Genomic DNA, 14,947 nt, shown 5'->3' on the forward strand with positions numbered 1-14,947 from the left:
TGATTCAGCTGGCCTTTTTTTTAGAATTTAATTTGGTTTGAAATACATTATTTTTGATTTAAAATACCTAAAATTCTTTTTTATAATAAAACTTTAAATTAATTTTGCGTCGTTACTGTTTGTAGCTCACCCCTATCACCCCAATTTTAAATTACTTCTTGCATGACCTTAATGTCTTGGAAAGCTTTGAATAAAACTGTCTTGGTAGTATTCCTTATTTCTCTATTCCAAATAGAGGTTTCGGCGAATTGCCCTACATGCACAGGAAGTATTAAAACCTACTTAGGTACAGCTCCATTAAGTGTGAATAGTGGAAATAACAACAATCAAAATAATCCATTTTGGGATCTTGGTATAGTTCCTGGTAGTGACGATATTGCTCAGTTTAATGATGGTAGAAGTTATACCTGGTCTGCCAATGGCGAAACCATTAAAGGAATTATACTTTCAGGGAATTCAAGTCTTACATTAGACAGACCAAATGAAGGCAATAATCCTTCATTTATAATTGGAGGTACTCCTACTAATAAAGGTTGTATTACGATCAGAAGCGGTTCCACATTAAACTTGAAGTATATTACTAATCTTGAGCACGTCAATATATGTGTTGAGGATGGTGGTAAAATTATTATTGACTCCAGAAATGAAAATAGAAATGACTATATTTTCAATGGGGTTGACATAAATCTTGGAGGTCCAAATGCGCAAATAGAATTTGGTGAAGCGGATATTATTATTGGAAATGCTGGATTAGGGATTTCAGGATATACCGGAACTGGATGTACGCTAAATGCGGACGGGAGCTTTTCTTTACCGAATCCAATTCCAAACATCACCGCAGACCCTAATAAAACTAACATTGAAGATTTCTGTCAATTTTTGGATGCAGCAGGTTTTGGCATTTTACCTGTAGAGTATATTTATTTCAAATCTAATTTTGATAACTTAAAAAGAGCGGTGAAACTTAGCTGGGCAACGGCCAAAGAAATTAACAACTCACACTTTGAAGTAGAGAGAGCCATTAACAGTATCACTAATTGGAACAAAATCGCAGAAATAGAGGGTGTTGGTTGGTCAGATATACCGGTTGATTATTCACTTTATGATGAAGACTTACCACTATCAGGAGGGATTGCTTATTATAGAATCAAACAAATTGATTTTGATGGTAACTTATCATATTCAGAGACTATTTCTGAAAGGATTGGTAAAATTGAATCAACTGGCAAAACTTGGAGAGTTTTTCCAAATCCTACTTCAGGAAATATTAATATTGGCCTATTGGAGCTTGAAAAATATAGAGGAGAGGATATCAGTGTTAAATTGATCAACTCTGGAATAAATGCGACTGCAATTATTTCCAAAAATATTGGTTCTATCTCCTCAGAAGTTTCTCGGATGTTGCAAACCTCTAAGCCTGGAGTTTATGTATTGGAAATTTCATGGGGAGCAAACGTTGAGCGTTTTAGAATATTAAAGAACTAAATAACACCTACTATTAAAATTTAAAAGGGTCAGATTTGTGAAAATCTGACCCTTTATTTTTACATATCATCTTCATCAAAGTCCTCCTCATCGGGAGCTCCCATGTCGAACATGCTGCTGAACAAATCTCTGAACTGCATACCTGTCTCCAGTAATTTCTTACTCAATTGGCTATACTCTGCCAAACCATGCAGGAGAAATTCCATATAAAATTCTTTTTCCTTTTCGGGTAGGTTACTGACTGTTTTGGTGACAAAATCTTCCAAGCCAGGAACTTGATGTAATTCGGCCTTGTAAGCCTTATCGGATTGTGAAGCCAATACATCCAGCTCATTTCCTTCACCAAACCAGGATAAGGGAAGTACATAAGGATTGCCTTCTTTTTCCTTTTTCTTCTGCTCAGGTGAAGGGAAATAATCTGTAAATAAGGTCCTGACAGCCTTACCGATCAAGTTGTAAGCAACCAAACCCGCACCCTCTTGTTCTCCTTCATAAACCAATTCAACCTTTCCTGTGATGGCAGGAATGATTCCGATCAGGTCTGCTACCCTCACGACTGTACTTTCCTCTTGGTTTATATAAAGTCTTCTCTCTGCAGCAGATACCAGGTTTTCATAGGCTGAAATAGTTAATCGGGCAGAAACCCCACTTTTTTCATCCACATACTCACTCTTTCGGGCCTCAATGGCGACTTGTTCGATCAAATCCTTCATCAATTCCGGTACATGGATTTTATCTACCGGTTTGCCCTCTAGTTTGGCCTCTTGAGCGGTGATCCTCTTTCCAATTTCAATGGACTTGGGGTAATGGGTGATGATCTGACTTTCTATCCTGTCCTTTAGAGGCGTCACAATAGAACCTCTATTGGTGTAATCTTCGGGATTGGCAGTAAATACAAACTGAATATCCAATGGTAGCCTCAGCTTGAATCCACGTATCTGAATATCACCTTCCTGAAGGATATTGAATAAAGCTACTTGAATTCTTGCTTGAAGATCTGGAAGTTCATTGATCACAAATATAGAGCGATGGGACCTAGGTACCAGGCCATAGTGGATCACCCTTTCGTCATTATAGGAAAGCTTCATAGTGGCGGCTTTGATGGGGTCAACATCCCCAATAAGATCAGCAACTGAAACATCAGGAGTGGCCAGCTTTTCGGTATAGCGATCATCTCTATGCCACCAATTCACGGAGGTAAGATCACCTTTGGAAGCAATGAGTTCTTTGGCAAAAGCACTTAGTGGCTGCAAAGGGTCATCGTTCAACTCAGCGCCTTCTACTACTGGAACATATTCATCCAAGAGGCTAGTCATCATCCTTGCTATTCTGGTCTTGGCCTGACCTCTCAATCCTAGCAAGTTGATGTTGTGCCTGGATAAAATAGCCCGCTCAATATCCGGAATTACCGTATCTTCAAAACCCCATATGCCTTCAAATACATTTATTTTTTGGCTGATATTCTTGATCAGGTTTTGCCTAAGCTCTTCCTTGATTGATTTGGGCTGATAGCCACTAGCCTTAAGCTCTCCTAAGGTTTTTATTTTTAACAATTCACTTGCTTTCAAATTTTCGTAATTCATTATCAAAATCTTTTAGTACGGTTTTTTCTGTAATCTTCAAAAATCAAATCTCCCAAGCCCCGCAAACTACTGTAATAAGCATTTCCGTTGTTTACTTTGGTAAATTCCTTCACAAATTCCTTTAAGTAAGGATCAGAAGCAATCATAAATGTGGTGACTGGAATTTTCAATTTCCTGCATTGAGCTGCAAGCTTCAGGGTTTCTGAAAGAATTTTGCTGTCAATGCCAAAGGCATTTTTATAATACTTAATGCCGACTTTTAGGCAGGTCGGTTTACCATCAGTAATCATAAAGATCTGTTTATTGGGGTTTTTCCTTCTTCTGAGCAGGTCCATAGCCAACTCCAATCCCGCCACAGTATTCGTATGGTAAGGACCTACCTGCAGGTAGGGTAGATCTTTGATTTCTATTTGCCATGCATCATTGCCAAACACTATGACATCAAGGGTATCTTTAGGGTATCTCGTTTTGATCAATTCTGCCAAAGCCATGGCAACTTTTTTAGCAGGAGTAATCCTGTCTTCTCCATACAAAATCATCGAGTGACTGATATCTATCATCAAGACTGTTGAAGTCTGCGTGCGCACCTCATTTTCCACTATTTCAAGGTCATCTTCGGTAAGGATATAGTCCCCGCCAAAGCCGTGATTGACCTGTGCATTTTTGATGGAGTCTGTCAGGGCAATCTGATCCAGGTTGTCCCCAAAAGTATATGGCCTTCTGTCGGTGCCTTTTTCATCACCTGGTCCTGAATGGGTTGTTTTATGTTGTCCTCCTTTTGCTTTTTTAAGCTTGCCGAAAATTTCCTCCAGAGCATTTTTCCTAATCGTCTGTTCGGCTTTTCCCGTAATTTTGATTTCACCTTTGACGTTTTCTTCACTCAAGTAGCCTTTATTCTTCAGGTCTTCTATAAAATCACCTATTCCATAATTGGGATTGGTTAGTGAATGGCGTTTATCCAGGTTACTCAACCAACTCAGTGCCTCAGCCACATCTCCCCCTGTCATCGTAACCAATTGGAGAAATATATTCAACAGGTTTTCAAATGTGTTCTTCTCAGGATCTTGGGGCGGTATATATTTTGTAAATCTAAATCCTTTCATTTGTATATTTTTTGTGATTACTCAGGATAGCCCGTTTTTCATGATAGCCTCCCGAGGCCAAGTCTATCGGGGTGTTTCTGTCTATATGTGAAGGTTCTATCATGTTATAATTCATTTGGATGCATAACAATCTGAACCCTAAGGTAGTTTACCAAATATCACTAAATACCTGAACAAATGAGAGATTACTTATTTCCAGTGTACTTCGCAACGGCATTTCTGATCGTTTTTGTAACGGGAATTTATGCGGGGATCAACCCTGCAATCATGATGTTCCTGTTCTCCATTTCACCTGCTGTAGTGATTTGGATGGTTTATAAAGTACTTACGGCAGATGTAGAAGTCAATGACACCTTTGAAGAAAAATGGTATCAGGATCAGTAACAACCAATGATTGAATGATATTTATAACGGGTAATTAAAACAATAAGATTGGATTCTGTGAAAAGTATTTATTCCGCCTATAAAACGTACCCACCGAATACGTATAGTAACACACTTATTCCACTCCTAAAAGTTATATTTATTATAAAAGATAAGGTTTTCAATGAATCGGCAAATCAAAATAAGCGGTAAAGTACAAGGAGTCTTTTTTAGGAAAAGTACTCAAAAGAAAGCGCTTGAGCTTGGATTGAGAGGCTGGGTAAAAAATGAAGCAGATGGATCCGTATTGGTAGAAATTGAGGGTGAACTTCCTTCAATCCTAGCCATGCAAAGCTGGCTTAGACTTGGCCCCCCAAATGCTGTCGTGGAAAACCTGAATATCATTTCCGGCGAAGAAAGAAATTACGATGACTTTTTAATTCTGGAATAATTTTAATCACATTCGCCTTCTGTAAATTTCAATACGCCATTACTTCTTGCTATACATTCATTGGAATAAGTTACACCATTGCATCCACAGACAGGTCTGTAAATCATAATGCATACTGTGTTTGGATTAATTTTGCTTTCATCAATACAAGTTTCGTCTACTACTTCCCTTGGGGTAATATCCTCACATTGAAAAGAAGAAAATGAAATTGCGATCAAGAGTAGAAATATTGAGGCTAATTTTTTCATAATCATTTCATTTTATGGTATTCTGACGAAGATTTCATCCTTAAAGGTTTGATTTTTTTGTTAAAATTTACTCACACTTGCCCTCGGTAAAACTCATCACACCGTTTGATCTGGCGTAGCAATCATTCCCATAGGTTTTTCCATCACACCCACAAACGGGCTTATAGATATCATAACATATATTTTGGTGATTCACCTTAGATTTATCAATGCAGGGATTTTCATCCTCACATTGAAATGCCACAAGGCTCAGGAGGCAAAGAGTTAAAATTAAATTGAATACAGTTTTCATTATCTTCAATGATTGTACACATCAAGACGTAGACTTTACTTCATCTGCTACAACCCCTCCAAATTTTCTTTTCCGTTTGGGTCAAAGGGCCATCCCGGAAATTTTGTTAATTTTGCCAACCTAAAAATTGAAACAACATGCTTGATAAATTACAGGCGATCAAAGATAGATTTATAGAAGTCGGACAGCTGATCATTCAACCGGATGCAATGTCAGACATGAGTAAATATACCAAGCTCACCAAAGAATACAAAGAGCTGGAAAAAATCGTCGAGCTTTATGATGAATACAAACTTATAATTGATAACATCAAAAGTACCAAGGAAATTCTGGATAAAGAGAAAGATCCGGACTTCAGGGAAATGGCTAAATCGGAATTGGATGAACTCAAAAAGAACGAAATACTCCTAGAAGAACAACTCAAACAGCAACTGATACCCAAAGATCCGAATGATTCCAAAAACTGTATCCTCGAAATTAGGGGGGGTACCGGAGGAGATGAAGCCGCAATATTTGCAGGAGACCTGTTCAGAATGTATGAAAGGTTCTGCGAAAAACAGGGATGGAAGCTGACCGTATTGGATTTGACTTTTGGTTCATCCGGTGGTTACAAAGAAATTATAAGCACCATCACAGGCCTGGATGTTTATGGTATGATGAAGTTTGAATCAGGGGTACATAGAGTGCAGCGTGTTCCTGCAACTGAAACGCAGGGTAGGGTACATACATCTGCTGCTTCTGTGGCCGTATTGCCTGAAATGGACGAGGTGGAAGTAGATATCAACATGAATGACATCCGTAAGGATACCTACTGTTCTTCTGGCCCAGGTGGACAGTCTGTCAACACAACTTACTCGGCAGTAAGGCTTACCCACAACCCAACCGGATTGGTGGTTACCTGTCAGGATGAAAAATCCCAGATCAAAAACTTCGAAAAGGCCCTTAAGGTATTGCGTTCCAGACTTTATGAAATCGAATTGGCCAAGCACAACGATGCGGTAGGCGCACAAAGAAAATCCATGGTCGGTTCAGGTGATAGATCTGACAAAATCAGAACTTACAATTATTCCCAAAGTAGGGTGACTGACCACCGCATCAATAAAACGGTTTATAACCTTCCCGATATCATGGATGGCAACATAGAGGAATTTATTTCTGCGCTGAGGCTGGCAGAAAACCTCGAAAAAATGAATACTTCCGGAATAGAAGAATAGGTCATTTATAAAAAACCGCAATACTTTTTATGAATTCTCATAAAAAGGACGTTAACTTAAGGTTAAGAAACCTAATTTTTACATGAAGATAAGCGGAAAAAAAAATATTGAGCTAGTCACTTGGAATGATAAGCATTTTCATAATTTGTATCCACTGGCTAATAATCCAAATATTGCCATGAATCTTCGTGATAGTTTTCCCTCACCCTATACCATTCATGATGCGAGGCATTGGATAGAACATAACCAAAAGTTTAACCCTCCTCAGAACTTTGCCATTGAATATGAAGGGCAACTCGCAGGTTCTGTTGGATGTGATATAGGTAAAGATGAACTCAGAACCAATATGGAGATCGGGTTTTGGATTGGGGAAGCTTTTTGGGGAAAAGGCATTGCCACTGAAGCTGTCACTTTATTCACAGAGTATGCTTTAGGAAAATTTCCCGAAGTAAAGAGGATTTTTGCGCAGGTATTTGACACCAATGTCAGCTGTATGAAAGTCCTTGAAAACGCTGGTTTTGAGCCGGAGGCCATCATACGACACGGGTATATCAAAAATGGAAAAATTGGAGACCTTTTCCAATATGTCATTATCAGGGAAGAAGTAGAAAAATTTGATTAATAGTTAATCAAAAAATGTTTTCATGAAATGGCCCCCTATGTGGAGGCCATTTTTTTTAGCAATTTTCCAATGCCTGTTCTATATCCCATATAATATCTGTGGGATGTTCGACACCTATAGAAAGACGAATCAGCTTCTCAGAAATTCCAATACTTTCTTTATCCTCTTTTGAAACATCACTATGGGTCATGGTGGCAGGATGCTCAGCTAGCGATTCGGTACTGCCCAGCGAAACTGCCAATTTGATCAACTTGAGGTGATTCAGAAATTTGAAAGCCTCAGCTTCGCCTCCCTTGATATCGAAAGAAAGCATAGCACCTGCAGAGGAAAGTTGTTTTTTGAAAATCGCATATTGAGAGGATCCCTCCTTCAGATGACCCAAATAATACACTTTTTCGACTTTTGGATGTTTGGCTAAGAAATCTGCAATCTCAACGGTGTTTTCAGCTTGTTTGGACATCCTAACTTTCAAGGTTTCAAGACTTCGCATCAGTAGCCAACCCGTCCAGGGACCAGCCATATTACCAAGGAAAGTACGTAAGGTTCTTACCCTTTTCATAAACCTGGACTTTCCTAATACCGCACCTGCTATGAGATCCGAATGTCCTCCAATATATTTTGTCGCAGAATAAACTACCAAATCCGCTCCATGCTTCAAAGGGTGTTGCCATAATGGACCCATGTAAGTATTATCCACACAGACCACCACTTCCTTTTCCTCAGTGCTCAGATTATCTGCAATTTTTCTACAAAGTTCCAAGTCAAATAGCGCGTTGGTAGGATTGGCGGGTGTTTCTACATAGACCATTTTTACTTTATCAGCTAAGCCTTTTTCTTTCAGCATTTGTAGAATCTCTTCTTCTGATTGGGAATTGGTAAATCCGAGGCCTTTGATGCCATACTCTGGCAGAACCTTGTTGATAAAGTGGTCCGTACCACCATAAACAGGTTTGCTGTACAAAATGGCATCCCCCGGGCGCAAGAATTCCAACATTACCGTGGATATCGCAGACATACCGCTTTCAAATACGGCACATTCATCTGCTTCATCCCAAAGACAAAGCCGTTCTTCTAGTATCTGTAAATCAGGATTGTTTAACCTGGAATAGATCAATCCCAGTTCTTCGTTGGGTTGCTTTTCTCTTTGTCCATAGGCGACTTCAAAAAAAGCCTTGCCTTCCTCGGCCGAATTGAATACAAAAGTTGAGGTTTGGAAAATAGGGCATTTGATGGCTCCTTCTGATAATGCAGGCTTGTAGCCATGGGACATCATCAAACTCTCCGGTTGGAAATATCTGCTGTTCATAATATTTGGGTTTATGAATACAAAAAAGCACAAAAGCCAAGCAATTCGCAATGCTGGATAAAAAATAATATTTTGCTTATCTAGTGATAACCTCTATGATATTTCACTAATACAGAATTAAAATTAGGTAAAATCATTAAATAGAAATATTATTCTGAATAGATGTTGATAATTTCATTTTCGGTGCACGAAATTATGTATAAGCTATTTTACCAAAATTTTCCTGAAAATCTCTTTATCTCTGGTCTGTATGCTGATGGTATGCAAGCCCTTTGGCATATTGTCAAATTTGAATTCAAATTCGCCATCTCCTGGGACCACCTCATTCAAGGTTTGACCCAATGCATTATAAATGCTGATTTTTCGGATGCCTGAAACCCCACGCAGTTTTAGGTTGAAGTCACCTGAAGAAGGGTTGGGATAAACACTAACCGATTCTGTTTCAAAAGGCCTTTCTATAATTGAGGTGATCAAATTGACATTGACAGACAAAGTCCTTGTATCTCCTTCATCACAGCCATTTTCTGGAGTTACTGATATCGTAAAATCACCTTCATTTTCCCATTGTACCGTAATGCTATTGGTACCCTGTCCATCCAAAATCCTACCTCCTTGACCGCTGATGCGCCATTGGTAGTTTACATCCGCCACATTGGTAACAGAATATTCTTCAACAGTTAGCCCAGCCATTTCAGGCCCCTCAATTACAGACGGTAATTGAGGCGGTGTCTGTACCAAAATGTCTTTGGTGAAGGCTTCTCCATTTCCGCAAGGATTACTTGGTGTTACCCTCACGGTCTGTTCATTGATATTGATCCACCTCACCACTATGCTATTGCTCCCTTGTCCTTCTGTGATTAGACCTCCGCTTACTTCCCAGATAAAATTGGTTCCAGGAATATCATCCACACTGTATTCCATGAAACTTTCCAGGCAAACTGCTCCCTCACCTTCGATTTCCGAAATCATTCTAGGTTCTGTAGAAACGAGCACCTCAAGGCCAGTCGTTCCTCCATTTCCGCAAAAGTTTCTACCTCTGACCAATACTGCATTCCTACCGGGAATAGCCCATTCTACAACAATCCTGGCCGTGCCCTGTCCTTCCAAAATGGTTCCTCCATCCACTCTCCATTCAAATTCTGTATCCAAATCAACCGCTTCCTGTACAGTGTATACCTGCTGACTCAAGCAAATATCATTTTCCCCGAAAATAACAGTAGGCGTCTCGGGTACCTGGCAATCATAATTGAACAAACTGCCTTTTTCTCCTACTGCAAAACCGTTACTCAGGGTTCCAAAGCTGATTCCAGTCAAATCCTGAAAGGTAGATGTCACCAATCTTGTCCAGTTTTCACCACCATCTTTGGTTTGAATGATAAGCCCCCTTTCCCCAGCAATAAAACCAACTGATTCATCTAAAAACTCAAGAGCATTGAGATTCTGGTTGAAAGAAGTATTGATACTTGTCCAGCTGTTGCCTTTATTTTCTGTTTTGATGATGGTCCCATTATTTCCGATAGCAATGGCTGTTTCCTCATCCAAAATGGCGAGACCATTCAGGTTTTGGTTTGTTCCAGAACTCACCCGCTTCCATTCTCCATTTTCCAAAACAGCAACAAAGCCACCTGAACCCGTAACGATTCCAGACTCCTGATCAAAAAATGCGATGGACCTAAAATTGAAACTGCTGTTTCCAATTTCAATTTTTTCCCAGTTGACCCCTGCATTTTCAGTCTTAGCCAAAAAACCCTCATTACCTACTGCATACCCCAGGTTATTGTTGAAAAAGAAAAGTCCATTAATATTATCGTTCGTTCCAGGATTAAGTGAGGTCCAGTTTCCCCCAGAGTTGGTCGTTCTGAGGATATTTCCATTTTCCCCTGCGATGTATCCAAAGGCATTGGTAGTGAAAAACAGGTCGTTGAAGGTAATGGATAATGGTCTTGAGCGGTCAACAAGCGTATTACCTCCATTATTGGTAGAGAAAACCCTCCCATTAGGGCCAATAATATATCCCAAGGTAGCTGTCCTAAACTGAGTTCCTGTAAAATCAATTTCTCTGCCCGACAGCCTCAGGGACCAACTCTGACCTGAATTGGTGGAAGAAATGAGAAAGCCATTACTCCCTACCGCAAAAACGAGATTGGATGTGGTCCTGAAACTGGCATCCACATAGGTCTCTGCATTATTGATATTGATGCCATCAAAAGTCAGACCTGCATTGGTCGTCCTCATCAAAGTGGCATTTTCTCCTGTAATAGTCCCTAAGTTGGTATTAGTTCTGTTAAATGCCACTGCAAGCAAGTTTCTTTCCGTTCCGGAATTGATTCTTTCCCAGTTATTCCCAGCATCTACTGTTTTTAAAATTGTACCTGCATTCCCAACAGAATAGCCGGTTTTCCCATCTACAAAATAAATATCATTCAGGCCTCTATTTTGCCCGGTATTACTAATTGACCAGTTATTCCCTCCATTGAAAGTCCTGAAAATACGCCCGTTTTCTGCAGCGACATAACCGGTATCTGAATTGGCAAAGAAAAGCGAATTCAAATCTGCGGTAGTTCCTATGTTTTGCCTCGCCCAAGATTGCCCCCCATTTGTTGACCTGTAAGTTTCTCCATTATCTCCTACGATATATGCCCTAGTCGCAGTGAGGAATTTTACTTTTTTAAGCCTCACGGTAGAATTTACATTGACCAATTGCCAGTTTGCGCCTCCATTCGTAGTCCTATACACTTGACCTTGCTCACCGACCATAAGTCCTAAGTTTTCGTTGGCAAAGTCCAAACCCAACATTCGGTTTTTGGTAGGCGCTTCCTGTTCGGTCCAACTTAGGCCCCCGTCAATGGTTTTGAGAATTACCTGATTGCCCGAAATATAACCAACCTCTTCATTAACCCAGGTTATTCCGGTAAGTGCATTTCCCCAGCCACCCACTCTTCTCCAAGATTGTGCATGGATGATTTCTTGAAAAAAAAGAAAAACAAAAAGAACACAAAAAGCTTTTTTCATGGGGTTTATAGGACGGGCATGCACAAAAATAAGATTAATTGGCTAAAATGAAACAGCTTGTAAATTTTGTGCTAATCCCCAAAACTAAGAGAGTTCCCGTTTTTTTGGATAAAGAACAAATATCATTTTAGAAACTCCTATTTAAGACCTATTTTTAACAATAATAAAAATCGACATGAGAAAAATATTTTATATAATTCCTGCAATTTTTGCCATTTTATCCTGTGGTTCAAATGAAAGAGTGAGCAAAGAGGTTTTTGATGAAGTCAATAAGAGCATGAAAGTGACCAAAGTTAATGAAGCTGAGCTGATTCAAGCCGCGCTCAAATGGGGAGATGAAATCAGTCAGGAAGCACAGGAAGCTTTGATAGGGACATTGCAGGAAGCCATTGCAGAAAAAGGTGTTACAGGGGCGATAGAATTCTGTAATGTTCAAGCCTTACCAATACTTCAGGAGGTAAGTGATAAGTATGATGTTCAGGTTCGTAGGGCATCTTTTGACTACCGAAACCCTGAAGATGCTCCAAAGGATTTTGAAGCTGGAATCCTTGATACCTATGTATACAATATGGAAAATGGCCTCGAGAGTGAACCGAATGTTCAGAAATTTGACAATGGAGACATCTTACTTTTCACTAAGGCGATTAAAATCCCAAGTGGTCTCTGTCTGAATTGTCATGGCGAACCCGGAAAAGAAATTGCACAAGAAACCCTTAAAAAAATTGATGAGCTTTACCCTGAAGATAAAGCTAAAGGACATAAAATCGGTGACCTGAGGGGAATGTGGAGCATCAGAATGCCTAAAAAAGAAGTGGTTAAAAGAATGGGTTCTTAATCAAATCATTTACATACTTTATTTGCTTAAAGTATAGGTTTTTGATCTAGTTGGGGTGAAACATTTTTCAGTTTCTTTTGAAAGGATTAATTTCCTTTTTCAATAAATATCAAAATGCCTTTACTCAGCAATAGAAAATATCTAATTCCAGTAGTCGCGATCTTGGGAATACTGCCAATGATTGCATGGAGTTCATTACAGGAAAATTTCATAGCCTATACCCAGGAAATCCCGGATACAGAAACCTCTTTTGATTTGGTACCCATTCCCGGGGGCAAATTTTTGATGGGAAGTAAAGTGGAGGAAGATGAAGGTCCTGTACAGGAAATAGAAATCTCACCTTTCTGGATGGGAACACATGAGATTACCTGGGATATTTTTGAGCTTTTTTTGGACAAAGATTACGAAGAAGCTATTGCTGATAAGCCACTTCCTGAAGGGGTAGATGGGCTGACCCGACCTAGCATTCCTTATTTGGATATGACATTTGGAATGGGGAAAGAGGGGATGCCTGCTATTGGGATGACCCAATATGGAGCCATACAATTTTGTAAGTGGCTCTATTTAAAAACAGGTATTTTTTATAGACTCCCTACAGAGGCTGAATGGGAATATGCCGCGCGGGCAGGCAGTCACGATAACTATTTCTTTGGCAATGACCTTAGCCAATTGGAAGATTATGCTTGGTTTGCCGACAATAGCGAAGAAACCACCCATAAGGTTGGTCAAAAAAAACCAAATCCTTGGGGATTATATGATATATTAGGGAATGTAATGGAATGGACCTCAGACCAATATATACCTGATGGCTATGCGGTCAGGGAAAATTTCCAGGATCCTCAGGTTTCCAATGAAAAGCTTTATCCCTCTGTTATCAGAGGGGGGCATTACCAAAGTCAGGCAGAAGAATTGAGAACGGCTAAAAGATATGCTTCCACACCAGAGTGGAAGAGAATTGATCCTCAGATCCCGAAGAGCCAATGGTGGTTCCCGGAAGCGCCATTTCTTGGCTTGAGGGTGGTTAGACCATTAACGCCTCCCAGTGAAGCAGAAATCCAAGCGTATTACAACAAAGCACCTATTGCAGATTATTAACCATTAACACCAAAACCCATGAATAACAAAAATTCAAACCGAAGAAGGGATTTTCTCAAAACCTCCGCATTGGCCACTGGAGGTCTGATACTCCAGCCATGGAATATCGCAGGGGCTTATGCTGCTGGGACAGACGAAATCAAACTTGCTGTGATTGGCTGTGGCGGTAGGGGTACCGGAGCTGTGTTCCAGGCCTTTGAAACAGGCCATAACATCAAACTTGTCGCTATGGCAGATGCTTTTCGCGACCGGATTGACAAAAGCCATCAACCCATGTTGGATAAATATGGAGCTGATAAAGTAGATGTTCCCGAGGAAAGAAAATTCGTGGGATTCGATGCCTATAAAGAGGCCATTAAGCTTGCCGACGTGGTGATCCTTGCGGCACCTCCGGGATTCAGACCTGACCATTTTGAAGAATCGGTAAAGCAGGGCAAACAAATTTTTATGGAAAAACCAGTTGCCACAGATGCTGCAGGTATAAGGCGGGTTCTTGCTGCAGCTGAAGAAGCCAAAAATAAAAAGCTGAATGTGGTAGTTGGTCTTCAGCGCCATTATCAGGATAATTACAGGGAGACCATCAAGCGCATACATGATGGTCAGATCGGCGATATTGTAGGCGGACAGGTTTACTGGAATGACGGAGGCGTTTGGGTCAATGCCAGACAGCCAGGCCAAACGGAAATGGAATACCAAATGCGAAACTGGTATTATTTCAACTGGCTCTGTGGGGATCATATTGTAGAACAGCATGTGCACAATATCGATGTGGCCAATTGGGTTAAAAAAGGTCATCCGGTAAAAGCCTATGGCACAGGAGGTCGACAGGTAAGGACTGGAAAAGAACATGGAGAGATCTTCGATCACCATTCAGTTACATTTACTTATGATGATGGTACTGTGATTTTCTCCGAGTGCAGGCATTTCCCCGGTGCTGCCAATCGCGTGGATGAATCTTTTCAAGGAACTAATGGAAGTGTGTTTCTTAGCGCAGGAAACCATGGTATTCTAAAGGATAGATCTGGAAAAGAACTGTATAATCATCCAAGGGAAAATAACCCCAACCCTTACCAAGTAGAGCATGATGAACTTTGGGCTGCAGTTGTCAATGGTGAATACAAGTTTGCTGATGCAGAAAATGCTGCTCACAGTACCATGACTTCCATTTTGGGTAGATATGCAACCTATTCAGGAAAAGTAGTCACTTGGGACGAGGCTATCAATTCTGAAATTAATCTGATGCCGGAAACATTGGCATGGGATGCCAGTCCGAAAATCCTTCCAAAAGAGGACGGATATTACCCACACGCAATTCCAGGAAAATCCAAGGTATTTTAA

At 40.2% G+C, this 14,947-nt stretch carries 14 protein-coding genes; 8 read left to right on the forward strand and 6 right to left on the reverse strand.

Annotated elements, in window-relative coordinates:
- Nucleotides 1-162: 162 nt before the first annotated feature.
- Nucleotides 163-1,485, forward strand: a complete 1,323-nt coding sequence (locus EA341_RS04465) for a T9SS type A sorting domain-containing protein (protein ID WP_293011697.1) — start codon at nucleotides 163-165, stop codon at nucleotides 1,483-1,485.
- Nucleotides 1,486-1,544: 59 nt separating this feature from the next.
- Here the strand turns inward: EA341_RS04465 and EA341_RS04470 are convergent, their stop codons facing one another.
- Nucleotides 1,545-3,068 (reverse strand): magnesium chelatase, encoded by a 1,524-nt coding sequence (locus EA341_RS04470; protein WP_293011699.1) that lies wholly within the window; start codon nucleotides 3,066-3,068, stop codon nucleotides 1,545-1,547.
- Between the two features lie 2 nt (nucleotides 3,069-3,070).
- Entirely contained in the window at nucleotides 3,071-4,171 is a 1,101-nt protein-coding gene (locus EA341_RS04475) for a VWA domain-containing protein (protein ID WP_293011701.1), read from the reverse strand.
- A 177-nt stretch (nucleotides 4,172-4,348) separates the two neighbouring features.
- On the opposite strand from EA341_RS04475, the gene EA341_RS04480 reads away from it, so the two are divergent.
- On the forward strand, nucleotides 4,349-4,555 hold the full coding sequence (locus EA341_RS04480) for a hypothetical protein (protein ID WP_293011703.1): 207 nt from the start codon (nucleotides 4,349-4,351) through the stop codon (nucleotides 4,553-4,555).
- A gap of 163 nt (nucleotides 4,556-4,718) precedes the next feature.
- Nucleotides 4,719-4,985 carry an acylphosphatase gene (locus EA341_RS04485; RefSeq protein WP_293011705.1) on the forward strand — a complete coding sequence of 89 codons (267 nt, stop codon included), beginning with the start codon at nucleotides 4,719-4,721 and terminating at the stop codon, nucleotides 4,983-4,985.
- Nucleotides 4,986-4,987: 2 nt separating this feature from the next.
- Here the strand turns inward: EA341_RS04485 and EA341_RS04490 are convergent, their stop codons facing one another.
- Both EA341_RS04490 and EA341_RS04495 read right to left on the reverse strand, forming a co-directional pair.
- Nucleotides 4,988-5,233, reverse strand: coding sequence for a Kazal-type serine protease inhibitor domain-containing protein (locus tag EA341_RS04490; RefSeq protein ID WP_293011707.1), 246 nt, complete (start codon nucleotides 5,231-5,233; stop codon nucleotides 4,988-4,990).
- Nucleotides 5,234-5,300: 67 nt separating this feature from the next.
- Nucleotides 5,301-5,525, reverse strand: a complete 225-nt coding sequence (locus EA341_RS04495) for a Kazal-type serine protease inhibitor family protein (protein WP_293011709.1) — start codon at nucleotides 5,523-5,525, stop codon at nucleotides 5,301-5,303.
- 137 nt (nucleotides 5,526-5,662) lie between these two features.
- Between EA341_RS04495 and prfA the strand changes: the two genes are divergently transcribed.
- Both prfA and EA341_RS04505 read left to right on the forward strand, forming a co-directional pair.
- Nucleotides 5,663-6,739, forward strand: a complete 1,077-nt coding sequence (gene prfA, locus EA341_RS04500) for a peptide chain release factor 1 (protein WP_293011711.1) — start codon at nucleotides 5,663-5,665, stop codon at nucleotides 6,737-6,739.
- A gap of 82 nt (nucleotides 6,740-6,821) precedes the next feature.
- Nucleotides 6,822-7,361: a GNAT family protein gene (locus EA341_RS04505; RefSeq protein WP_293011713.1), complete on the forward strand. Its 540-nt coding sequence runs from the start codon at nucleotides 6,822-6,824 to the stop codon at nucleotides 7,359-7,361.
- Nucleotides 7,362-7,416: 55 nt separating this feature from the next.
- On the opposite strand, the gene EA341_RS04510 is transcribed toward EA341_RS04505, so the two are convergent.
- Both EA341_RS04510 and EA341_RS04515 read right to left on the reverse strand, forming a co-directional pair.
- The gene (locus EA341_RS04510) at nucleotides 7,417-8,667 is read right to left on the reverse strand and encodes a cystathionine gamma-synthase family protein (RefSeq protein WP_293011715.1); all 1,251 of its coding nucleotides are present in this window, start codon (nucleotides 8,665-8,667) and stop codon (nucleotides 7,417-7,419) included.
- Nucleotides 8,668-8,871: 204 nt separating this feature from the next.
- The gene (locus tag EA341_RS04515) at nucleotides 8,872-11,679 is read right to left on the reverse strand and encodes a YCF48-related protein (protein WP_293011717.1); all 2,808 of its coding nucleotides are present in this window, start codon (nucleotides 11,677-11,679) and stop codon (nucleotides 8,872-8,874) included.
- Nucleotides 11,680-11,854: 175 nt separating this feature from the next.
- Between EA341_RS04515 and EA341_RS04520 the strand changes: the two genes are divergently transcribed.
- The 3 genes from EA341_RS04520 to EA341_RS04530 all read left to right on the forward strand — a co-directional run bounded on the left by EA341_RS04520 (nucleotide 11,855) and on the right by EA341_RS04530 (nucleotide 14,947).
- Complete coding sequence (locus EA341_RS04520; protein WP_293011719.1) at nucleotides 11,855-12,514, forward strand: DUF3365 domain-containing protein; 660 nt, start codon at nucleotides 11,855-11,857, stop codon at nucleotides 12,512-12,514.
- A gap of 114 nt (nucleotides 12,515-12,628) precedes the next feature.
- Entirely contained in the window at nucleotides 12,629-13,609 is a 981-nt protein-coding gene (locus EA341_RS04525) for an SUMF1/EgtB/PvdO family nonheme iron enzyme (RefSeq protein ID WP_293011721.1), read from the forward strand.
- An 18-nt stretch (nucleotides 13,610-13,627) separates the two neighbouring features.
- Nucleotides 13,628-14,947: a Gfo/Idh/MocA family oxidoreductase gene (locus tag EA341_RS04530; protein ID WP_293011723.1), complete on the forward strand. Its 1,320-nt coding sequence runs from the start codon at nucleotides 13,628-13,630 to the stop codon at nucleotides 14,945-14,947.

The organism is Mongoliibacter sp. (assembly GCF_007692705.1).
Lineage (GTDB): Bacteria > Bacteroidota > Bacteroidia > Cytophagales > Cyclobacteriaceae > Mongoliibacter.